The sequence below is a fragment of the Arcanobacterium sp. (ex Cirak et al. 2026) genome (genome assembly GCF_053585065.1).
Genome location: NZ_JBQJCE010000009.1, coordinates 67136 through 88712, shown reverse-complemented (window position 1 = coordinate 88712; position 21577 = coordinate 67136). Strand labels below are relative to the sequence as shown.

Genomic DNA, 21577 nt, shown 5'->3' with positions numbered 1-21577 from the left:
ATGACGCTGGGATGTCAGTTGGCGTGTCGTGAAGTTTGTGATCCGAGGCGAGCGAGCACCGCTTTATACCCGCCGGCGCCGTAGTGCAGTGCCTTATTTACGCGTGCAATCGTGGCTGAGGAAATGGCAAGAGTATCGGTGACTTCCTGGTAGGACGCGCCGTCGTCAAGCATTCTGGCCGCTTCGAGACGCTGTGCCATATCCTGAATTTCCCGAATTGTGCACAGATCCTCAAGTAGGGCGTACACTGCATCGGCAGACTCAAGGCGTGAGAGTGCATCGGCTAACTGAGCGATTTTGCGTTCCACTGTGTGCCTTCCATACTGGGGAAGGAATTGAGGTTGAGGTAGGCCTTCCCAATACCGACACTTTAGCACTTTAGTGAGGTGAAGTGCAAGTGTGTGTAAATCGAGACTCACAACGTCAGGGTGAGGAAAGAAAAATATTGGTGGCGCTAGTTATCGCCAGCGCCACCAATAAGTGGCAATTTAGCATTCAACGATTGAGACGGGAATGCCAGCATGTACCGCAAGGCCGCCGAGAGCGGTTTCCTTGTACTTAACTTGCATGTCGCGCCCAGTTTCTTTCATCGTACGCACGACATCATCCAACGAAACCAGATGCTCTCCGTTTCCACGCAGCGCAGTACGCGCAGCGGTCAGAGCCTTGACTGATGCCACTGCATTGCGCTCGATACACGGAATTTGTACGAGTCCTGCAATCGGATCGCAGGTCAAGCCGAGGTTATGCTCCATGGCAATCTCCGCGGCATTTTCAACTTGTCGAGGACTTCCCCCGAGGACTGCAGTGACACCACCAGCAGCCATTGATGACGCCGACCCTACCTCACCTTGGCAGCCGACCTCAGCACCCGACAAAGAGGCATTATTTTTGACGACCATACCAATTGCTGCCGCAGTGAGTAAGAATTCGATGACTCCTTCTTCGTTGCCGGAACAAAAGCTCATGTAGTAGTGCAAAACAGCGGGGATAATGCCCGCGGCGCCGTTTGTCGGAGCGGTGACAATCCGTCCTCCCGCAGCATTCTCTTCGTTGACGGCAAGTGCATATAACGTCACCCAGTCCAGACCACGCAACGGGTCATCGGCGTCGTCGCGTTCCTTGAGTGATGCTGCTAAGGCCGGGGCACGACGCGGAACGCGCAAAACACCAGGCAAGATTCCCTCGTCGGACGTTATTCCGTTGGTGACGCAGTCCTTCATCACTTGCCAAATCTCAAGCAGCCCCGCTCGCACTTCATCCTCCCTCCGGCACGTGAGCTCGTTTGCCATGACGACCTGTGCAATCGAGAGTTTTTCGTGCTCACAGATTTCAAGAAGCTCTGCCGCAGTATGGAAAGGATAGGGAACAGGATGTTCATCTGCGATCACCGGTTCATCCGGCGTGACATCCCCTTCAACGACGAAGCCGCCCCCAACTGAATAATAGGTAGTGTGAGCCAGACTCTCTCCGGAACTGTTCCACGCCTCAAGCGTCATCCCGTTAGGGTGGCCAGGGAGCTCTTCACGCCCCAGAAAAATAATGTCCCGCTGTGGTGGGAAATCAATGACTTTCACGCCACCAAGATTGAGTGCCAGCTCTTCTTCGACTTTGTGGACAAGCGGAGTGACACGTTGAGGATCAACAGACTCAGGCTGCTCGCCCATCAAACCGATCATGACTGCTTTATCTGTTGCATGACCGACGCCTGTTGCTCCGAGTGACCCATACAGGCGGCATTCGACTCGTTCGACTTGGGTCAAATCGCCGAGCGAATCCAAAAACATTGCAGCTGCGCGCATCGGGCCGACAGTGTGTGAAGACGACGGGCCGATGCCAATAGAAAACAGATCAAAAACGCTCAAAGCCATGTGCACAGATTAGCCCGTTTTTGCTCGTCCGTGCAGATATGTCACGGGTGGCGATTGATGAAAGGTGAGCAAATGCGCCCAAAGCTAATCCGCCGACGTCCCGACAGAGCAGGTAGGATAGTGACGCTACAGAAGAAAAATGCCCGGCGCCCCGGTATGGCGTAGGGCTTTACCAGGAGGAATCCATTGGCACACATCATGTTGGACGGACAGGTTCGCGAAATCTCGGCGGGAATGACCGGAGCAGACCTCTTCGAGGGGCAGAAAAACATCGTGGCGATCCGAGTGAACAACACGCTCAAAGATCTGTACACATCGCTCGAAGGGCTTGATGGTGCCACAGTTGAGGGTGTCGACATTGCTTCACAAGACGGCTTGAACATTCTTCGTCACTCCGCCACCCATGTCCTCGCGCAGGCGGTTCAGAATAAGTTCCCCGAAGTGAACCTTGGCATCGGTCCGTTCATCGCTGATGGCTTCTACTACGACTTTGGTAACATCCCATCGGTCACTCCAGAAATGCTCAAGGAACTTGAAAAGGATATGAAGCGCATTGTCAAAGAAGGTCAGCGCTTTGTCCGGAGGGTCATCTCTGACTCCGATGCTGTGAGCGAACTTGCCGATCAGCCTTACAAGGTTGAATTGGTTGGTCTCAAGGGCGATCATGATTCGCACGCTGATGGTGCTTCCATTGAAGTTGGCGGCGGTGAATTGACGATCTATGACAACATTAATCGCAAGGGCGAGACAGTCTGGAGCGATTTGTGCCGCGGTCCGCATCTTCCATCGACCAAGCTCATCGGCAATGGATTCGCCCTGACGCGCTCATCGGCTGCCTATTGGCGAGGTGACCAGAACAATGACTCCCTCCAGCGAATCTACGGCACGGCATGGCCAACGAAGGATGAGCTCGTCGCTTACCAAGAGCGTATTAAGGAAGCAGAGCGCCGTGACCATCGTAAGCTTGGTGCAGAACTCGATCTCTTCTCGTTCCCCGATGAGATTGGCTCCGGTCTTGCAGTGTTCCACCCCAAGGGCGGCATCATTCGCATGGAAATGGAGAACTACTCCCGCCAGCGTCACCTTGAAGCTGGCTATTCCTTCGTCAACACCCCCCACATCACCAAGCAGAATCTCTTTGAAGTTTCGGGGCACCTGTCTTTCTATGCCGATGGGATGTACCCTCCGATGCACATGGATGAGGAACGTGATGCGGACGGTAACATCACCAAGCAAGGTGCCGATTATTACCTCAAGCCGATGAATTGCCCGATGCACAACCTGATCTACCGCAGCCGTGGCCGTTCATACCGTGAGCTTCCGCTGCGTCTGTTCGAGTTCGGAACGGTGTACCGTAACGAGAAGTCTGGCGTCATTCACGGGCTGACCCGTGCGCGCGGTTTCACCCAGGATGATGCCCATATTTACTGCACCCGTGAGCAGATGAAGGATGAACTGACATCGCTGCTTGATTTCGTGTTGTCCTTGCTCAAGGACTACGGCATGGATGATTTCTATCTTGAGCTGTCGACAAAGAATCCGAAGAAGTTCGTGGGCGACGACGATATCTGGGAAGAAGCGACCCGCACATTGCAGGAGGTCGCAGATGCTTCAGGCCTCGAGCTTATTCCTGATCCTGAAGGCGCAGCATTCTACGGCCCGAAGATTTCAGTTCAGGCACGTGATGCACTTGGCCGCACTTGGCAGATGTCGACGATTCAGCTCGACTTCAATCTTCCGGAACGTTTTGAGCTTGAGTACACAGCTCCAGATGGTTCGCGCCAGCGTCCAGTGATGATTCACCGCGCACTCTTTGGCTCGATCGAACGGTTCTTCGGTGTTCTCACTGAGCACTACGCAGGTGCTTTCCCCGCTTGGCTTGCGCCTGTTCAAGTGCGTTGTATCCCCGTCGCGGAGCCGTTCATTGGGTACCTTGAGAATATCGCAACGAAGCTGCGTGAGAAGGGTGTGCGCGTCGAAGTTGATGCGTCCGACGATCGTTTCCCGAAGAAGATTCGCAATGCGTCGAAGGAAAAGATCCCGTTTGTTCTCATTGCCGGTGGCGAAGACGCCGACGCCGGGGCTGTGTCTTTCCGTCTACGTGACGGATCCCAGCACAATGGCATTGCGATCGACGAAGCTGTTGAGCGTATTACAACAGCCATTGCCTCACACGAGAATCAGTGAGGTTGATGATGCTCTCTCGTAGTGGTCGCCCGTTCGCGCAAGTGGTCTTCGGACCATTTGCGCGGGCGGCAGTGAAACTTCATGTCTCTGCCAATACTGCGACGTTCGTTGGCGGCTTGGCGACATGTGCTTCAGCAATCGGATTTTTTACCACTAACCACCTTGTATGGGGCATTGTGGTGACGTCACTTCTGGCTGTCTTCGATAATCTCGATGGGCAGATTGCGCGAATCACGGGCACAGTTTCACAGTGGGGAGCATTCCTCGATTCGACGATGGATCGTGTCACTGACGCAGCGATCTTTGGGGCTCTGACGATGTGGGCGTATCTGCACGCGGCCCCTGCAACTCAGGCATGGGGGATCTCAGGCGCTCTTGCCGCCGGGCTCGTGGGTGCGATTGTTCCCTACGCCCGCGCACGTGCCCAAGCGATTGGAAAAGACGCGGCAGTAGGCCTTGCTGAGCGAGCTGATCGGTTGGTTGCTGCCGGGATCGTTCTGATTTTGACAGTGTTCTTTGGTGATTGGGTTTTCGCTGTGGGCATGTGGCTGATTGCGTTTGCCTCACTGTTTACTGTTGGGCAACGTATGGCTTTTGTTCGCCGGCAAATCTTGGCTGATGAAGCAGTCAGTGAAAATCGTGGTAAGCGCTAAGGTATTCGAGCGAGCGACCCGAGCGGCTCGGGTGATTCCCGAGCCGCTCGGACGTTTTACTGCTCGGATGATTGGTTCCGCCCTGGGATGGTCGACTCTTGCCTCAGTTCGCCAGTTGAGGATCAACCTTCAACGAATTCGTTCCCTGAACGGTTCATGGGCACAATACGTTCGAAGCGGCAAGGCCATGAGTTTGTACATGACCTATTATTACGAGATTTTCCGCCTCCCTCATCTCACTCGTGAACAGGTGGACGCGCGAGTGCGAGTCAGCGGAAAGGAAAAACTGACGACGTATCTTGATCGTGGCAAGGCACTTCCTGCTGCCCTTCTCCACATGGGTAATTGGGACTTGGCCGGAGCATGGGCGAGCTGGAACCTCGCTCCGGTTCATACCCTCGCGGAGAAACTGAATCCACCGGAAGTTGCCGACTACTTTCTTCAGCTACGACGACAGATGGGAATGACGATCTATCACGGGGTGAAGGGACAGGGAGCGATCCATGCTCTTGAAACAGACATGAACGACACAGTATTTGTGCCGCTCCTGTGCGATCGTGACTTATCTGCACAAGGAATTGAAGTGAATCTGCTCGGACATCCCATCCGTGTTGCTGTGGGGGCTGCGCTCCTCGCCCGACAACATCAGGTTCCGATGTTTCCGGTCTTCATTGAAACGGAACACATAACGGAACCAGAGCGCCGACGTCGGGCGGGAACGACGTCGGGCATTCATATTCACATTGGTGAACCGATTTTCCCTCATCCTGAAGTCGAACTTAGCGCAGATCTTGAACGAATGAATCAGGAATGGATGGATGCCGTTGGCGAATATTTGCCGGGGCGCGAAGAGAACTGGCATATGCTCCAGAAAGTGTTTGTCGAAGATTTGGATCGTGAACGACTAGCGAAGCGACATGTGAAAGAAGAGGAGAATCGTTGAAGATCGGCATTGCGTGTGGCTACTCCTGGGATGTGCCTGGGGGAGTGCAATTCCATATCCGCGACCTTGCGAAAGAGCTTATTTCACGTGGCCATGAGGTATCTGTCATCGCTCCAGCACATCCCGACGCCGATCTGGAATCTTTCGTGACGAGTGCGGGAAGCGCAACGCCAATCAAATACAACGGATCGGTTGCACGGCTTGCATTTGGGCCGAAGGTCAATCATCGTGTCCGCGGGTGGTTGCGTGACGGTGACTTCGATGTTTTGCATGTTCACGAACCTTTCACCCCCTCGGTGTCGATGCTGGCGTTGATGAGTGCATCGTGCCCGGTGGTAGCGACGTTCCATACAGCAATGGACACTTCGCGTATGCTCAGGCTTGCCTCGCCTTTTATCATTCCTTTGCTGGACAAAATTGAAGCGAGGATTGCTGTGTCCCAAGAGGCTCGTCGCACAATGGTTCAACACCTTGGTGGGGATGCTTGGGTGATCCCCAACGGTGTGTTCGTTCGTGACCTTGAAGCGAGCAAAGATGAACGTTTTACCGGAACTCCCGAATCTCCCACTATTGCATTTCTTGGACGTATTGATGAACCGCGCAAAGGTCTGGGAGTTCTCGCCGCTGCGCTTGCCGATCTCAAGGCTCGGTTCCCGCACTTGCGTGTTTTTGTTGCAGGAAAAGGTGACCGCGCTGCCGCTTCAGAGCTCTTTGGCACATATGCCGATTCAGTGACATTCTTGGGATCGATCACAGACGCAGATAAAGCGCTGTTGTTAGCATCGGTCGATGCGTATATCGCGCCCAATACTGGCGGAGAATCCTTCGGAATTATTTTGGTTGAAGCGATGAGCGCTGGTGCTTTTATTGTCTCGTCGGATATTCCTGCCTTCCGCGCAGTATTAGGAGACGGGGAGTTCGGTCTCCACTTTGAGAACGACAACAGCAGTGATCTTGCACGCGTTCTCGGTGATGCGCTTGAGAATCCAGATCTGCGTCAACAGATTGCTCACGCAGCGCAGGCAGAGGTCTGGCGTTATGATTGGTCCTCCGTTGCCTCACAGATTCTATCGGTATACGACACAGCTATTATTTGTGCACATGAAAGGCCAGCATCATGATGTGGGTTATCCTTGCTCTGTGTGTGGTGGTCATCATCATCGCGATCATCTTGCGTGCACGCAAACTGGACAACCTTAATCGCGCAGTGGCTCGTAGCAGACGAGTTCTCGAAAATGCGCTCAACGAACGCGCCCACCAAGCTTTGGCAGCCGCGTCGTCGGGGAAACTTGATGTTGCTGGAGCGATGATTCTTGCAGACGCAGCAACGAATGTTCTTGACACGACAATGCTCCCCATCGTCGACGACGGTTTGGATCACGTCTCGATCGGAACTCATGCTCCTACTGATCGTCCTGCTCGTGAATCAGAATTATCGCGTGCATTGCGCCTGACTGTTGATGAACTCGACTCGCCCATTGAGCCTCTTGAGAAGGCCCGCGAACGGGTGCGAATGGCGCGGATGTTCCACAATTCTCGAGTATCGCGGGCACGACGTGTGCGTGGAAATTTACTTGTGCGTGTGTTTCGCCTTTACGGCACAGCCCCTATTCCGTCCACGGTTGACCTTGATGACGAATAAGGGAGCTTGAGGATGGTTCGCTATTCACTGCTTCGAGCAGATGCTGGACGTATATGGAAGTCACCTGTGCGTGTTCACCTACTGGAAGTCTTCGGTGTCGTGGGTCTTGTAACGGCGTCGGTGATCTCACTAACTCTGGCATGGCCGGTTCTCTTTACACACGCCAATAACGCAGATGTCGCTCGCTCAGTTCTCATTTCCCTGATTCCACTGGCCTTCACACTCGTGTTCGTGTGGGTGATTGACTCGTGGGAACCTGAGCCAGGGGCATTGTATTTTGTGGCGTTGACGTGGGGAGGAGGAGCTGCAATTTTTGGTGCGCTCTTCCTCAACGCCTGGGCACAAGCGTTTGCTCCGTACTTCCTTCCACCAGGTTCAGGAGAATATGAAATCACAGCATGGGTCGCATCATATGGTGCTCCGCTCTCGGAGGAACTCATTAAGGGGCTGGGAGTAATCATCATCTTCGTCACCTTCTCGCGGGCATTCAATGGTCCGACGGACGGCATCGTGTACGGCGCACTCATCGGTGCTGGATTTGCATTCACCGAAAACGTTTTATACTTCACCGAGTATGCCACCACGCTATCGAACACATTCCAGGTGCGCTTTCTCGATTCACCTTTTTCGCATGACACGTATACGGCCTTCTTCGGATTCTTTGTGGGCTTTGCTGAGTACTCTCGCAGACGCATCATGGTGGTGTTATGGGCAATTCCTGGACTTATGGGAGCGTGGGTTTTCCATTTTCTCAATAACAACGCGCTGGGGTGGCATGGTATGACCTACGGAACGTACAAAATGGTCAATACGATTCCAATCGCCGTGATTGCAATCATGATGGTGCTTTACGCTCATCGTGAGGAAAAAGAGTCGGTACGTGCGGGCTTAGCATCGTTCGTCGCTGGGGGACAGATCGCTCCCACCGAACTGGCATTCACGATGACGCTAGCAGAACGACGTCGGTCGAAAGCGTGGGCAGCGAAACGTGCGGTAACGAAGGGCTATCCTGCCGACGTCGGCGCCGAAGCGATGCGTCAGCTTCATAGCGAATTGTTGCGGCTCGGCCATCTCAGGACTCGCGCAGTTCGACGCGGAACTGAGAATCAGCGTCAGGTTCGCGCAGCTCAACGAGAACATTTAAATAATATTGCTGAACTTCGAGAGGTGTTCATGTGAACGAGATGTCAAAGGAAAGCGCACAGCAGCTTGCCGACGAGTGGCCCCGCGACATCGATGGTTTTCCACATCGGGTTGCTGCACGAGTCGTTGTTCTGGATCGTGAAGGGCGAATTTTTCTTATCCTTGGCCATGATTTTGATGATGACAAGCATCAATGGTGGTTCACACCGGGTGGTGGTCTTGAGGCAGGTGAAACGCCCAGAGAAGGCGCTGTACGTGAGCTAGGCGAAGAGACAGGGCTTGTTGTCGACCCGAATCGGCTGGTAGGGCCAGTTCTGATTCGTCATGCCACTTTCCATTTTGCACGTGAGGTACGAAAGCAGGATGAAGAATTTTATCTTTTGCATGTCAGCGATGAGGAACGTGAGCAACTCGATCACATGCAAGGAACGGCTCTGACACCACTCGAGCAACAGCTGCTGGATGAGTATCGGTGGTTTTTTCCTGGGCAGATCGAACAACATCAGTCCGTGACACCATTTTATCCCCAGGGGCTTGCGGCGATGCTACGGTCGTGGCAGAACTGGGATGGGGGCGTGATCGAGGTCACTGAAACCTAGCCTGTGAGCCAGCTACCGGCGAGCTAAGCCTCGCACGCGGTATTATGGTGAGCGAATTTGTGAACTTACGAAGGAGAATCTGTGTCCGGACACTCAAAGTGGGCAACCACAAAACATAAGAAGGCGGCGATTGATGCCAAGCGCGGTAAGCTCTTTGCACGCCTGATTAAAAACATTGAAGTTGCAGCCCGCACCGGTGGTGGCGATCCTGCTGGTAACCCCACACTATTTGACGCGATCCAAAAGGCGAAGAAGAATTCTGTTCCGGCGGACAACATTGATCGTGCTGTCAAGCGTGGTTCGGGTGAAGGTGCAGATGCGGTCAACTATGAAACGATCATGTATGAAGGCTATGCCTCGGGCGGTGTCGCTGTGCTGATCGAATGTCTGACCGATAACCGCAACCGGGCGGCGTCGGACGTGCGAGTCGGTCTGACACGCAATGGTGGTACTCTCGCTGATCCGGGGTCGGTGTCGTTTATGTTCCACCGCAAGGGTGTCGTCGAAGTTCCGACAGAAGGCAACAACGAAGACGACGTCCTCATGGCAGTGCTTGACGCAGGTGCCGAAGAAGTGAATAACGAAGGCGATGTCTTCGAAGTGATTAGCGCCCCCAACGACCTGGTTGCCGTGCGTAGCGCTCTCCAGGAAGCCGGCATGGATTACAACTCAGCCGAAGTCCAATTCGTGCCCGATGTTAAGGTGACTGTAGATTCGGTTGAGGCAGCGAATAAGGTGATGCGCCTGATCGACGCGCTTGACGATATCGACGATATCCAAAATGTGTACTCCAACCTCGATATTCCTGACGAGATTGCCGAGCAGATGGATGCTGACGAGTAAATGATCATTCTGGGAGTAGACCCCGGATTGACGCGGTGTGGTCTCGGCGTGATTGAAGCCGAAGGTGGACGTCGCGTGAAAATGCTTGACGTCGATGTGGCGCGAACTGATCCGCGGGTCGCGCCACATCGACGTCTTTTGACGATCTTCAATTCTCTGGAAGAAAAAATTGCGTGTTTTTCTCCAGACGTCGTCGCTTACGAACGAGTTTTCGCACAGGAAAACGTCCGTTCGGTGACAGGAACGGCTCAAGTAGCAGGAGTGGTTCTTCTTGCTGCAGCTCGTGCTGGGGTCGCTCTAGGATCGCACACGCCGTCTGAAGTGAAAGCTGCAGTCACTGGAAATGGTCGTGCACAAAAGTTACAGGTTCAGCAGATGGTTCAACGCATCCTGGGCTTGCCGCAACTGCCACGTCCAAAGGATGCAGCGGATGCGCTCGCCATCGCAATTTGTCAGGCATGGCGCGGCGGAGCAGATCATATGGTTGATACGACACGTGCACAACACGGTGGTGCGGGCATGTTGCCCGATAATTCTGGTCCGGGGTTAACGCCAGCTCAAAAAATATGGGCCGATGCTGAGCGATTAACTCGTCGGCATGGCGCAGTGGCACCTGAATAGTACTGCCACGCGTTGCTGAGCATTGGCGATATCACATGGCACAGCACTGGTGGTATCGCCTCATGCGATACTTTTGGCGTTGAGTGGCATGGGCACGGTAGAATCGTACAAACGTTCGAAAGGGGATCATGTGATCGCGTCAATTCGAGGACAGGTGCTCCAGGTTGGGATCTGCGGTGCTGTGATCGATGTTGCTGGTGTGGGATATCAGATTTTCGCAAACTCTGCTACGCTCTCACATCTGCAAATTGGGCACGAGGCACATGTGTGGACCTCCTTAGTCGTCCGAGAAGACTCGATGACTCTCTTTGGTTTTTCCTCGACGGATGAGAAGGCGATTTTCGAGACTCTCACTAGTGTTTCGGGAATTGGGCCGAAGATCGCATTAGCTGTTCTCGCCGTATTTTCGCCAGATGAACTTCGCCAGGTTCTTGCCGCAAAAGACGAAAAGGCTCTCAGCCGTGTCCCGGGAATCGGAAAGAAGAGCGCTCAACGAATGATTCTCGAAATTGGTGACAAGCTCGGTCCTGCGTCCCAGACTCCTACGGGAACTGCACCTGAGCCTGATCAAGCGGATCCAGCCGTGATTGAAGGGCTAATGTCGCTGGGTTGGAGAGAGTCTGAAGCGGAAGACGCTCTGCGCCAGGCACGCGAAACATTTACCGGTACAAGCACTGCGGATCTTCTTCGTACTACTTTGCAAATTCTTGGATCGCGGAGGTAACAGATGTCGCAATTCGATATGGCTCCGGATGCCACTGATACTGAGCGTGCCCAGGAGGCGGCGTTCAGACCAAAACGTTTGGGTGAGTTTGTTGGTCAAGAAACAGTGCGCAATCAACTTTCACTCGTTCTCGATGCGTCAATTGCGCGCGCGAAATCACCTGATCATGTCCTGCTCTCAGGGCCGCCTGGACTGGGAAAGACAACCCTTGCAATGATTATCGCGGCTGAGGTAGGCGGGGCATTGCGCCTCACTTCTGGACCAGCTATTCAAAAGCCGGGAGATCTTGCTGCCGTGCTCTCAGCTCTTCAAGAAGGCGACGTCCTCTTTATCGATGAGATCCATCGCTTGGCGCGTACCGCTGAGGAGATGCTTTACCTTGCGATGGAAGATTTTCGTGTGGATGTCATGGTGGGGAAGGGGCCAGGGGCAACCTCAATTCCGCTTCCGCTTCCTCCATTTACCGTTGTCGGTGCAACGACTCGTGCAGGGTTGCTCCCTGCGCCTTTGCGAGACCGCTTTGGTTTTACAGCGCATCTTGACTATTACACAGTCGAGGAACTTGCCCAGATTGTGTCTGCCAATGCAATGAAACTTAACGCGCAAATCGATGCGGATGCAGCTGGAGAAATTGCTTCTCGTTCCCGTGGCACACCGCGTATTGCAAATCGTTTGCTTCGCCGTGTTCAAGATTGGGCGCAAGTTCGTGGAACTGGTGTCCTCGATCTCATTGCAGCGAAGTCTGCTTTAGATGTTTTCGAAGTGGATTCACTTGGCCTCGATCGGCTTGATCGTGCCGTTCTTGATGTGCTCTGCCGTCGTTTTAATGGTGGTCCTGCCGGTTTGACAACAATTGCTGTATCTGTAGGGGAAGAGCCCGAGACCGTTGAAACGGTTGCTGAGCCTTACTTGGTTCGCGAAGGTTTTATCGTTCGTACGCCACGTGGTCGCGTGGCAACGTCACTGGCGTGGTCACACTTAGGCCTGACTGCCCCTGACACAGAGACACTTTTTGGCTAGACAACGATCGTTCTTGCCAAAAACTTCCTCAACATCATCACGTATTGTGATACGTGAGTATCTCATTACTTTTGCAGAGTTTTTCCCGTTGGTTTTTCTCTCACTCGTGTAGAGTTTATCCGTTATGGCCAGTGCGGCCGTGGTCTGATTGAAGGATAGATTTATGCCCCGTGGTTTTGAGCTGATCATCATTTTGGTGGTCATGGTAGCTCTGATGTGGTTCATGTCGCGCGGTGCGCGCAAGGCTCAAGCAAAGGCAGCTGAGGAGCGTGAAAAGGCGCTTGTTGTCGGCACAAATGTGGTGACAAACTCCGGTTTCTTTGGACGTATTGTCGATATCGACGGCGACGCGGTGACTCTTGAATCGCCTTCGGGTGACGAAACAGTATGGATGAAGCGCGCGATCTTGCAGCAAATGGATCTTCCTCTGGGCTATGCCTCCGACGACGTTGTGGAGGAAATCGAGACTTCCATGCCAGCGGCACCTTCTGATAATTCGGAAGATACCACTGCGCAATCCGACTCAGACAAGTAATTTTCTCCACGTAAAGGAACAACAATGTCTCACTCCTCTCATGCGGAAGTGAAACCTAAGCTCTATAAGCAGCTGGTGCTCTTAGTCGTGATGATTGTGGTGTTGGTGGGCTCACTTGCCTACGGCTCCCTAACGACGGACAAGAGTCGTTTCACTCCAGATCTCGCTCTCGACCTTGAGGGCGGCACCCAGATTATCCTTACTCCAGTCTCGACCGATGGGCGTGAAATCACTGATGCTGACGTTGCTCAAGCGATTGAGATTATCCGGCAGCGTGTCGATGCTTCTGGTGTTGCTGAAGCTGAAATCAACTCACAGGGTGGATCGAATATCGTCGTCGGACTTCCTGGAAACCCAAGCAAAGAGACCCTGAACCTTGTGCGCACTTCAGCTGTGTTGCGTATGCGCCCAGTTCTTGCGATCACTCAGAGCCACAAGCTTGATGCCCCTGCCATTGCTGCTGCGATGAAAGCCGCAAACAAGAAGCTTGTTGCAGGTAACGAAAAGTCGATGACACAAGAAGAGATCAAGAAAAACATCGAAGTTTTGGCAGATGTGAACGGCGATGGAAAGATCTCAGACGAGCCGGCGAAGAAGCCCGAAAACCCATCGGACACTGCATGGATCACGGAGAAGACCACGCAGGACATGTACCTGCTCACATGTGGATCACAAGAGGCTCAGCTTGCAGCAACGGGTGACGATCCGAAGAAAGCCCTTGTGGCTTGCGATTCGTCAGGGACGAATAAGTACATCCTCGGTCCGGCAGAAGTGGAAGGGTCTCACGTCACGCAGGCGACTTCCGGCCCGGCTGTGAACAACCAAGGCACACCGACAGGTGGCTACGCTGTGAATATGGAATTCGACGCTGCCGGTTCGAAGGCATTCTCTGACTCAACAGCTCGTATTTCCCAGCTCCAAAGCCCACGCAATCAGTTCTCGATCGTGCTTGATGGCAAGGTGCTCTCTGCACCGGTTCCCTCAGGCCGAATTTCGGGTGGTGCACAAATCACCGGATCGTTTACTGCTCCCGAAGCCGCATCATTGGCTAACCAGCTCAGCTTTGGCTCCCTTCCACTGAATTTCCAGGTTCAGTCTGAAGAACAGATTTCGGCAACCCTTGGCGCCGATCAACTTCAGTCAGGTTTGATCGCTGGACTTATCGGTTTGGTGATTATCGTGGCGTACATGATCTGGCAATATCATGCGCTGGGCGTGGTCGCGGTAGCATCGATTCTTCTCTCTACCGGCTTGTCATACTTTGTGATCTGTTTGCTCTCGTGGGGGATGGGATACAGGCTCTCGATGGCCGGCGTCCTGGGGATGATCGTTTCTATTGGTGTGACAGCGGACTCGTTCATTGTGTACTTCGAGCGTATTCGCGATGAAATTCGCGACGGCCGCGTTGTCACCAGTGCTATTAAGCACGGATGGATCCGTGCCCGCCGCACGATTATCGTTTCCGATGCGGTTAACCTTCTTGCCTCTGTGGTTCTGTATATTTTGACCGTCGGCTCCGTACGCGGATTCGCCTTTACCCTTGGTATTACAACAGTTTTGGACTTGATCGTCGTCATGATGTTCACCTATCCGTTGATGACGTACCTGGGAAAGACTGCCTTCTTTGGGCAGGGCAAGGCGTATTCCGGTCTGAATACCAAGAAACTCGAAGGCCCAGCGATTTACCAGGGGCGCGGTCGGGTTCGTTCCTTTGACACACAGAAGAAATCTCGTTCTGGTGTCACAGGTCTTGAAAAACAGGCACTCTCGGCCGACGAGTATCCCGATGCTCGTTTCGTCTCCGATCACACAACAGCAAATAAGCATCAGCGCGAAGTTCACCTCGAGCGTCGTGAGGGCGAATCGCTCGCACAGCTTCGAGCACGCGAGCGTCGCGAGAAGCGCCAGGCAGCGAAAGGTGAGAACTGATGTCGATGTATTCTTGGGGAAATAACCTCTATTCGGGCAAGACCTCTTACCCGCTGATTCAAAAGCGCAAGTACTGGTTCAGTGCTGCGATTGTCCTCGTCCTTGTGTCACTGCTTTCTTTTGCAACGATTTCTCCTAATCTAGGAATCGAGTTCCGCGGTGGATCTCAGTTCACAATTTCGGGCACTTCTCAAACATCACTTAAGCCAGCGACTGATATCGTTACGAAGATTGGTAAAGACACTGCGCCACGTGTATCGAATGTTGGAAGCGACACGATCCGCGTTCAGACTGGTGAGCTTACGGATCAACAGACCCAACAGGTTCGTTCAGAATTAGCACAGGCCTATCAGGTCAACGAGACAGAAGTGACCTCTACCTTCATCGGCCCCTCGTGGGGTGCGGACATTATGTCGAAGGCAATTCGCGCGATGATCGTATTCATGGTTCTGGTGTCGCTGATCATGACCATTTACTTCCGCTCGTGGGCAATTGCTGTTGGCGCAATGGGCGCACTCTTGCACGATTTCATCGTCACTCTCGGCGTCTACTGGATCGGTGGATTTGAGATTACGCCGGCGACGGTAATTGGTTTGCTGACCATTATGGGTTATTCCCTTTACGACACTGTCGTGGTTTTCGACAAGGTTCGTGAGAACACTGTTGAGCTTCGTGGACAAAACGATATGACCTACGAAGAATCGGCGAACCTGGCCATCAATCAAACCCTGATTCGTTCTCTTAATACCTCGATCACCGGCTTGCTTCCCGTCATGAGTGTCCTGTTCGTGGGTGTACTTTTGCTCGGGGCGGATACCCTCCGCGATCTGGCTCTAGTGATGTTCGTGGGCATGATTTTGTCGACGCTGTCATCGATCTTCCTCGCTGCGCCGTTTGCCGTGGCACTCGGAATGCGTAACGACAACGTTAAAGCTCACACCGAAGCAGTAATGAAGATGCGTTCCGAATCACGAGACAAGATGGCCAAGTCCGACTTGTCAGAGGAGAACTCGGGTAACATTGACACGTCTCATGTGCCCACCGGCATGCGCTCGAAAAGTGGCGCGAAGAAACGAAAGAAGAAGTGATGTCCGAAGTTTTCCCGCATGACACTGTCGAGATGGTGCGTTCACACGTACGCGAAGTGCAGGATTTTCCTGCGCGAGGCGTACTCTTTCGCGACATCACGCCTCTGATCGCGGATGCTCAAGGGTTTAAAGCTCTCATTGACATGCTTGCGGATCACTACCGCGGAAAAGTTGATGCCGTTGCCGGTCTTGAATCTCGTGGGTTTATCCTTGGTGCGCCACTTGCCGTTGCGCTCGGCGTCGGCATGTTGACTGTTCGTAAGGCTGGTCGTCTCCCCGGGCCTGTCGTCGGCGTGGATTACGACCTTGAGTATGGTTCGGCTCGGATGGAGCTTCAGCCTTTCACCGTTGAAGATGGGCACCGCGTTTTGGTCATCGATGATGTTCTTGCTACGGGTGGAACTGCCGGTGCGGCATTCGATCTGATTCGCCAAGCCGGTGCAGTTCCTGTTGCGTTGTGTGTGTTGCTTGAGCTCAAAGATCTTGGTGGTCGTGAGCGTTTGGGTGAGAATATTCCAATCGATTCGGTAATCGCATACTAGGCATCATGACAATGACAATGTGGGGAGCGCTCGTTTGCGTTCCCCACATTTTTCTCCGTGGATTGAACCACGTTCGGCACGATTGCGCGTCTCTGACGTAGAATCTGTTCATGAGCGACAACAATGGTGCAGTCCCAACACGTTTGCGTTCACGTTTCGCGTGGTTGGGCGGGAAGAAGTCACTGCAGGTTCCAGCTCTTCTTGAGCCGATTATGGCGGCGATCGAAGGACGTGGGTTGGATGAACAACGCATTCTGAAGGCTTTTGTTGTTGCTGAAGAAAAACATCGCGGACAGAAGCGCAAGTCAGGGGAGCCGTATATTACCCATCCGGTCGCTGTCGCTACTATCCTTGCTGAACTCGGTCTCGACGAGGAGACAATTGTTGCTGCGCTGCTCCATGACACTGTTGAGGACACGGATTACACACTCAAAGAATTGACAAGGGAATTCGGTTCGACAGTTGCCCTCCTTGTCGACGGCGTGACGAAGCTCGATAAGGTCGAATACGGTGAAGCTGCGGCGGCAGAAACCGTCCGCAAGATGGTTATCGCGATGTCGAAAGATATCCGTGTTCTTCTCATTAAACTTGGTGATCGCCTTCATAACGCTCGCACGTGGCGTTATGTTGAAGCGGGATCGGCGCAACGCAAAGCTCGCGAAACTCTGGAAATTTTCGCGCCTTTGGCACACCGTTTGGGAATGAATTCAATCAAATGGGAGCTTGAAGATCGCTCCTTTCGGACGCTTTATCCAGCAGTTTATGCAGAAATTGAGCAGATGGTTCAGGAACGTGCCCCTGAGCGTGAGCGTTTCCTTGAAGAAATCAAAGTAAAGATCCAGTCAGAACTCGCCAAGGCCGGAGTGAAGTGCACAATTTCAGGACGCCCAAAGCACTACTATTCGATTTATCAAAAGATGATTCTTCGAGGGCGTGACTTTGAAGATATCTACGATCTTATCGGTATTCGTGTCCTGGTTAACGAAGTCCAAGACTGTTATACGGCTCTTGGCATTGTTAATTCTTCGTACACCCCAATTCAGGGACGGATCAAAGATTACATTGCATCGCCAAAATTCAATCTGTACCAGTCGATTCACACCACGGTAATGGGGCCTGGCGGGAAAACCGTTGAAGTCCAGATCCGTACTTACGAAATGCATCGGCGAGCCGAATTTGGCGTAGCTGCTCACTGGCGTTATAAAGAGAATCCGAACGCCACAAAGGGCACTGGTCAGGAAAAGCAAGAAGATGCCCAGCTTGAATGGTTGCGGCAGCTTGTGGATTGGCAGCGTGATACGGCAGATCCGTCAGAGTTTCTTGATTCATTACGGTACGAGATGTCGGGTAACCAGGTGTATGTTTTCACACCTGCAGGCGAGGTTATGGAGTTGCCAGCTGGATCGACACCGGTGGACTTCGCTTTTGCTGTCCATACAGAAGTCGGTTTCCGTACTGTCGGCGCAAAGGTGAATGATCGCTTGGTCACATTGGATCACAAACTTGAGTCTGGCGATACAGTGGAAATTGTGACGGCTAAATCCTCTGAAGCTGGGCCATCTCGTGGCTGGCTTGATTTCGTCGCAACGCCTCGTGCGCGTGCCAAGATCAAATCGTGGTTTACAAAATCTCGACGGGACGAAGCGATTGAGGAAGGAAAAGAGAAGCTCGCAAAGGCGATTCGTCGCAAGAATCAGCCAGTCCAGCGACTCATGTCGCACGAGACGTTACGCGCGGTGGCTCAAGACCTCAACCGCAAGGACGTCACGGATCTCTATAGTGCGATCGGTGAGGGCAATATTTCGTCTGAGTCTGTCGTACGCAAACTGATTTCTTCACAGGGCGGACTTGCAGGAGTCGAGGAGTCGATGGCGGAGGCTGTCACTCCCACACGTATTATGAGGCACTCAGGTGAAGCAGGCTCAGCAGTCATTGTGTCCTCCATTGAAGACACAGATGTGCTCGTCAAACTCGCTAAGTGCTGTACTCCTGTCCCTCCTGATCCCATCATCGGTTTTGTGACTCGTGGCAATGGAATTTCCGTCCACCGTGCAGATTGTCCGAATGTTGTGAGCCTTCAACGAGATCGTGATCGTTTCATCGCCATTGAATGGGCAGATGCTCAAGATGCGGTGTTTGTGGTACAAGTCCAAATTGAAGCCCTTGATCGGCGTGGACTCCTTGCTGATATTTCCAAGGTGCTCTCTGATCATGACATCAATATGCTCTCGGGCTCGATGAATACTTCGAAAGAGCGCGTAGCACGTTCGACCTTCCAGTTTGAGATGGGAGATCCGCGTCATCTGAGTGTCGTTCTGAAGGAACTTCGCAAGATTGATGGCGTTTATGACGCTTATCGAGTTGTTGGATCGAAACGCGAATCTGATCGGCGTGTGTCAACCGAGGCAGGCAACTGACGTGCAATAATCCGTGCCTGACCGATCCCGTGGAGAGACTCGAGCTCACCGGCTCGGCGTGCGACAGCGTCAAGATCGCACCCTGCTCTGACAAGAGAATAGACATTTGCCAGTGCATCAGCGGTGTTGTGCAGGAGAAGATCAAGTAGTGTCCGTTCAGGTGTGGTCACCATGATCGACCCTATTTTCTGCAGGTCTTTTTCAGAGTATTTTTTACGTTTCACGCACTGGCTATCAGGCAGTGAAGTTTCGAGTTTGGTCCGAACCATTCCTGCTTGATTGCCGGTGTGGATCCATAATGCGGTATAGCCAAATGCGATCGAACCGCTGTGCGCAAGAGAAATAATGCGGGCGCGTGAGTGGACGGTTCTGACCAAATCGATTCCCACGAGTCCGAGTTCGCCCACCTGCACTACTAGCCCCTCATGAGACAGGCTTTCGTGCTGCCTGTGTGAGATGTCAATAAATAGGGATGTCATGTGATGATTCTGCAATGTCGATAAAAAACGTTCGGGGAGGTTTCCACAAATGTGGAAACCTCCCCGAACGATAAATCGCAGTGTGCTACTTTATTCAGTCAGCTTGAACAGCAGCAAGCCATTGCTTACGCGCTTCGAGCGCCGAAGTGTATTCCTTGATCTTCTTGTCGTCACCTGCAGCCTTCGCTTCAGCAAGCTGGCCTTCGAGTTCAGCGATTAGTACCTCCAGCTGGGCGGCCATACCATTCGTTCGTTCGGCAACAGTTGGATCACTCTTGCGCCACTGTTCGGAATCAGCATCACGGATCGCTTGCTCAATGTCGCGCAGACGTCCCTCGGTGCGACCCACATCGGCACGCGGCACACGACCAATCTTGTCCCACTGCTCGCCGATTTCGCGGATTGCTACTTTGGCAACTTCGACATCGCTGACAGGTACGAGCTTTTCGGCTTCCTTGAGAAGTTCAAGTTTCTTTGCCAGATTCTTGCTAAATTCTTCGTCGAGCTGGTTGTTGTGAGCGTTACGCGCATCGAAGAAGACCTGCTGAGCTGCTCGGAAACGATCCCACAGCTTGTCATCTTCCTTGCGTCCTGCGCGACCAGCAGCCTTCCATTCATTCATGAGCTGACGGTATGCTGCTGACGCGGCGCCCCAATCAGTAGAATTTTGCAACTCTGTAGCGCGGCGGATCAGATCTTCCTTTGCATTAACGGTCGCTTTGGTTGCCTTGTCACGCTCAGAGAAGTACTGGCGACGATGGCGATCAAATTGCGTGCGCGCTGACGAAAAACGCTTCCATAACGCCTCTTCAGTGGGGCGATCGATACGCGCTCCGTGACGCTGTGCATGTTTCCACTGGTCAAGAAGCTCAGCGAGCGCCGTTCGGGAATTCTTCCAATGCGTTGTGGACGGATCCTGTGCAGAAATCTTTTCTGCTTCAGCAACAATAGCCTCGCGCTCTTCAAGCGCTTTCTTCTTGGCCTCAGCACGCTCAGCATTGACCACTTCGGCGCGCTGCTCAATGAGCGGCAAGGTGGCATCTACTCGTGTACGAAGCGCAACAATGTCACCGATCGCAGCCGGTTCTTCAAGCTGTGCTCTCAGATGCTTTTGCGACTTGCGCGATTCTTCGGGCGAGATCGTGTTAATTCGCATTTCAAGTAGAGCAACCTGAGACTGTAGATCCAGGAAACGACGAGCGTAGAGTGTCAATGCATCAGCGGCAGTTCCACCAGCTGTGTACTGGCCAACGATGCGCACTTCCTTTCCTTCGCCGTCGGTCAGCCACACGTTACCCTCGTCGTCAACGCGTCCCCACTTGGCGGCTTCAGCCGCTTCGGACTCCGTGAGAGGAGCGGGCGCTGCTGGTGCTGCAGGCGCTGGTGTTGGCGTTACGGGTGCCGGTGTGGCGTTTAGTTGAGTGGTTTCGGCGGCTTCGTTGCTTGCCGGGGTAGACATGGTATCCGACATGAGGACTCCTTCAGACGGGGTAATTGATACCGTTCACGTGTTGGTACGCCACCACTCTACGCGAATGCCGCTGAATTTTCGCGGTTTCACGTGGCTGGGGTAGAGTCAGATTATGATTTTCTTGCGTTTCAGTGGAACTGTCATTGGAGCCAATACTTATGTGCTCGCCGACGCCGATGCGAAAGTTGCGTTAGTGGTCGATACTGGTGCTGGTGCAGCAACCTGGGTGCCGTCGGCTCTTGAAAAAAGGGGACTAACACTCGGTGCAGTTCTGCTGACTCACGGACATGCTGATCATGTCTGGGATTGTGCGGAGGTCGCGGGCGACGCGCCTGTCTTCATCCCGTCGGAAGATCTCTTCCGGCTCGATGATCCCCTTGCCACTACGGGACTTGAGCAACTGGCGCCCCTCTTCAGCGCCGTGGGATCGGCGTCGTGGGTTCGTCCACGTGACGTGCGGGCGTTGCCGGGGGAATTCTATGACGCTTCCACCGAAATCGTGGACGGCATATCCTTGCGTGCGCTGGCTGCGCCGGGTCATTCCCAAGGTTCGACAGTCTTTCTCTTCGACGGATACGTCGATCCGGGAGATAGCCTCCCTCTCGCAGCAGGTCAGGGCGGGCACATGATGCTCTCAGGCGATGTGCTGTTCAATAATGGAATTGGTCGCACTGATCTTCCTGGTTCGGATCCTCGTGCGATGGAGAAATCTCTACGACGGATCGCTGCCGACGTAGACGAGGAAACATGGGTATTTCCTGGACACGGCCCAGCAACGAAACTTTCACGTGAGCTTAACTCAAACCCGTATTTGAGGATGTTCCTAGAGTAAATTGGGCTACGCCAGCCAAGACGTGAGATACTAAAGTT

General features: G+C 53.3%; 21 protein-coding genes. 17 read left to right on the top strand and 4 right to left on the bottom strand.

The features are described from left to right. Window positions 1-14 precede the first annotated feature (14 nt). Together ACTOVJ_RS06060 and ACTOVJ_RS06055 are read right to left on the bottom strand one after the other, a co-directional pair. Window positions 15-308, bottom strand: a complete 294-nt coding sequence (locus ACTOVJ_RS06060; RefSeq protein ID WP_449502156.1) for a YerC/YecD family TrpR-related protein — start codon at window positions 306-308, stop codon at window positions 15-17. 180 nt (window positions 309-488) lie between these two features. Continuing rightward, on the bottom strand, window positions 489-1871 hold the full coding sequence (locus ACTOVJ_RS06055) for an L-serine ammonia-lyase (RefSeq protein ID WP_449502157.1): 1383 nt from the start codon (window positions 1869-1871) through the stop codon (window positions 489-491). 198 nt (window positions 1872-2069) lie between these two features. Here ACTOVJ_RS06055 and thrS point away from each other — a divergent pair, with 198 nt between their 5' ends. The 16 genes from thrS to ACTOVJ_RS05975 all read left to right on the top strand — a co-directional run bounded on the left by thrS (window position 2070) and on the right by ACTOVJ_RS05975 (window position 18757). Further along, window positions 2070-4058 carry a threonine--tRNA ligase gene (gene thrS, locus ACTOVJ_RS06050; RefSeq protein WP_449504149.1) on the top strand — a complete coding sequence of 663 codons (1989 nt, stop codon included), beginning with the start codon at window positions 2070-2072 and terminating at the stop codon, window positions 4056-4058. Window positions 4059-4063: 5 nt separating this feature from the next. Then, a complete protein-coding gene (pgsA, locus tag ACTOVJ_RS06045; protein ID WP_449502158.1) occupies window positions 4064-4711 on the top strand; it encodes a phosphatidylinositol phosphate synthase in 648 nt (215 codons plus the stop codon). After that, window positions 4677-5654: a phosphatidylinositol mannoside acyltransferase gene (locus ACTOVJ_RS06040; RefSeq protein WP_449504135.1), complete on the top strand. Its 978-nt coding sequence runs from the start codon at window positions 4677-4679 to the stop codon at window positions 5652-5654. The genes pgsA and ACTOVJ_RS06040 overlap by 35 nt, the downstream gene beginning before the upstream one ends. Continuing rightward, window positions 5651-6775 (top strand): glycosyltransferase family 4 protein, encoded by a 1125-nt coding sequence (locus tag ACTOVJ_RS06035; protein ID WP_449502160.1) that lies wholly within the window; start codon window positions 5651-5653, stop codon window positions 6773-6775. The genes ACTOVJ_RS06040 and ACTOVJ_RS06035 overlap by 4 nt, the downstream gene beginning before the upstream one ends. Next, a complete protein-coding gene (locus ACTOVJ_RS06030) occupies window positions 6772-7296 on the top strand; it encodes a hypothetical protein (RefSeq protein WP_449502161.1) in 525 nt (174 codons plus the stop codon). The genes ACTOVJ_RS06035 and ACTOVJ_RS06030 overlap by 4 nt, the downstream gene beginning before the upstream one ends. A 12-nt stretch (window positions 7297-7308) precedes the next feature. Next, on the top strand, window positions 7309-8475 hold the full coding sequence (locus ACTOVJ_RS06025) for a PrsW family intramembrane metalloprotease (RefSeq protein ID WP_449503162.1): 1167 nt from the start codon (window positions 7309-7311) through the stop codon (window positions 8473-8475). A gap of 5 nt (window positions 8476-8480) precedes the next feature. Further along, the gene (locus ACTOVJ_RS06020; protein ID WP_449502239.1) at window positions 8481-9038 is read left to right on the top strand and encodes an NUDIX hydrolase; all 558 of its coding nucleotides are present in this window, start codon (window positions 8481-8483) and stop codon (window positions 9036-9038) included. 81 nt (window positions 9039-9119) lie between these two features. Next, the gene (locus tag ACTOVJ_RS06015; RefSeq protein ID WP_449503161.1) at window positions 9120-9881 is read left to right on the top strand and encodes a YebC/PmpR family DNA-binding transcriptional regulator; all 762 of its coding nucleotides are present in this window, start codon (window positions 9120-9122) and stop codon (window positions 9879-9881) included. Beyond that, on the top strand, window positions 9882-10502 hold the full coding sequence (ruvC, locus tag ACTOVJ_RS06010) for a crossover junction endodeoxyribonuclease RuvC (protein ID WP_449503160.1): 621 nt from the start codon (window positions 9882-9884) through the stop codon (window positions 10500-10502). It begins immediately after the preceding gene. A gap of 130 nt (window positions 10503-10632) precedes the next feature. After that, entirely contained in the window at window positions 10633-11226 is a 594-nt protein-coding gene (gene ruvA, locus ACTOVJ_RS06005; protein WP_449502165.1) for a Holliday junction branch migration protein RuvA, read from the top strand. Between the two features lie 3 nt (window positions 11227-11229). Beyond that, entirely contained in the window at window positions 11230-12246 is a 1017-nt protein-coding gene (gene ruvB, locus ACTOVJ_RS06000; protein WP_449504134.1) for a Holliday junction branch migration DNA helicase RuvB, read from the top strand. Window positions 12247-12409: 163 nt separating this feature from the next. Then, window positions 12410-12781, top strand: coding sequence for a preprotein translocase subunit YajC (gene yajC, locus ACTOVJ_RS05995; protein WP_449503159.1), 372 nt, complete (start codon window positions 12410-12412; stop codon window positions 12779-12781). Window positions 12782-12805: 24 nt separating this feature from the next. Next, on the top strand, window positions 12806-14710 hold the full coding sequence (secD, locus tag ACTOVJ_RS05990) for a protein translocase subunit SecD (RefSeq protein ID WP_449502168.1): 1905 nt from the start codon (window positions 12806-12808) through the stop codon (window positions 14708-14710). Further along, window positions 14710-15798 carry a protein translocase subunit SecF gene (gene secF, locus ACTOVJ_RS05985; RefSeq protein WP_449502169.1) on the top strand — a complete coding sequence of 363 codons (1089 nt, stop codon included), beginning with the start codon at window positions 14710-14712 and terminating at the stop codon, window positions 15796-15798. The genes secD and secF overlap by 1 nt, the downstream gene beginning before the upstream one ends. Beyond that, window positions 15798-16340, top strand: coding sequence for an adenine phosphoribosyltransferase (locus ACTOVJ_RS05980; protein WP_449502170.1), 543 nt, complete (start codon window positions 15798-15800; stop codon window positions 16338-16340). The genes secF and ACTOVJ_RS05980 overlap by 1 nt, the downstream gene beginning before the upstream one ends. 110 nt (window positions 16341-16450) lie before the next feature. Beyond that, window positions 16451-18757 carry a RelA/SpoT family protein gene (locus ACTOVJ_RS05975; protein WP_449502171.1) on the top strand — a complete coding sequence of 769 codons (2307 nt, stop codon included), beginning with the start codon at window positions 16451-16453 and terminating at the stop codon, window positions 18755-18757. On the opposite strand, the gene ACTOVJ_RS05970 is transcribed toward ACTOVJ_RS05975, so the two are convergent. Next, complete coding sequence (locus ACTOVJ_RS05970) at window positions 18694-19236, bottom strand: hypothetical protein (protein WP_449502172.1); 543 nt, start codon at window positions 19234-19236, stop codon at window positions 18694-18696. The genes ACTOVJ_RS05975 and ACTOVJ_RS05970 overlap by 64 nt on opposite strands. Before the next feature lie 94 nt (window positions 19237-19330). Further along, window positions 19331-20707, bottom strand: a complete 1377-nt coding sequence (locus ACTOVJ_RS05965; RefSeq protein ID WP_449504133.1) for a DUF349 domain-containing protein — start codon at window positions 20705-20707, stop codon at window positions 19331-19333. A gap of 112 nt (window positions 20708-20819) precedes the next feature. Here ACTOVJ_RS05965 and ACTOVJ_RS05960 point away from each other — a divergent pair, with 112 nt between their 5' ends. Beyond that, a complete protein-coding gene (locus tag ACTOVJ_RS05960; protein ID WP_449504651.1) occupies window positions 20820-21539 on the top strand; it encodes an MBL fold metallo-hydrolase in 720 nt (239 codons plus the stop codon). Window positions 21540-21577: the final 38 nt, after the last annotated feature.

Bases quoted from the DNA above. Each gene is read 5' to 3' on its own strand.
- ACTOVJ_RS05965 (WP_449504133.1), bottom strand. From the start codon at position 20,707: ATGTCGGATACCATGTCTACCCCGGCAAGCAACGAAGCCGCCGAAACC.
- ACTOVJ_RS05960 (WP_449504651.1), top strand. From the start codon at position 20,820: ATGATTTTCTTGCGTTTCAGTGGAACTGTCATTGGAGCCAATACTTAT.
- ACTOVJ_RS06055 (WP_449502157.1), bottom strand. From the start codon at position 1,871: ATGGCTTTGAGCGTTTTTGATCTGTTTTCTATTGGCATCGGCCCGTCG.
- ACTOVJ_RS06040 (WP_449504135.1), top strand. From the start codon at position 4,677: ATGAAGCAGTCAGTGAAAATCGTGGTAAGCGCTAAGGTATTCGAGCGA.
- ACTOVJ_RS06030 (WP_449502161.1), top strand. From the start codon at position 6,772: ATGATGTGGGTTATCCTTGCTCTGTGTGTGGTGGTCATCATCATCGCG.
- pgsA (WP_449502158.1), top strand. From the start codon at position 4,064: ATGATGCTCTCTCGTAGTGGTCGCCCGTTCGCGCAAGTGGTCTTCGGA.
- ruvB (WP_449504134.1), top strand. From the start codon at position 11,230: ATGTCGCAATTCGATATGGCTCCGGATGCCACTGATACTGAGCGTGCC.
- ACTOVJ_RS05975 (WP_449502171.1), top strand. From the start codon at position 16,451: ATGAGCGACAACAATGGTGCAGTCCCAACACGTTTGCGTTCACGTTTC.
- secD (WP_449502168.1), top strand. From the start codon at position 12,806: ATGTCTCACTCCTCTCATGCGGAAGTGAAACCTAAGCTCTATAAGCAG.
- ACTOVJ_RS05970 (WP_449502172.1), bottom strand. From the start codon at position 19,236: ATGACATCCCTATTTATTGACATCTCACACAGGCAGCACGAAAGCCTG.
- ACTOVJ_RS06020 (WP_449502239.1), top strand. From the start codon at position 8,481: ATGTCAAAGGAAAGCGCACAGCAGCTTGCCGACGAGTGGCCCCGCGAC.
- yajC (WP_449503159.1), top strand. From the start codon at position 12,410: ATGCCCCGTGGTTTTGAGCTGATCATCATTTTGGTGGTCATGGTAGCT.
- thrS (WP_449504149.1), top strand. From the start codon at position 2,070: ATGTTGGACGGACAGGTTCGCGAAATCTCGGCGGGAATGACCGGAGCA.
- ACTOVJ_RS05980 (WP_449502170.1), top strand. From the start codon at position 15,798: ATGTCCGAAGTTTTCCCGCATGACACTGTCGAGATGGTGCGTTCACAC.
- ACTOVJ_RS06025 (WP_449503162.1), top strand. From the start codon at position 7,309: ATGGTTCGCTATTCACTGCTTCGAGCAGATGCTGGACGTATATGGAAG.
- ruvC (WP_449503160.1), top strand. From the start codon at position 9,882: ATGATCATTCTGGGAGTAGACCCCGGATTGACGCGGTGTGGTCTCGGC.
- secF (WP_449502169.1), top strand. From the start codon at position 14,710: ATGTCGATGTATTCTTGGGGAAATAACCTCTATTCGGGCAAGACCTCT.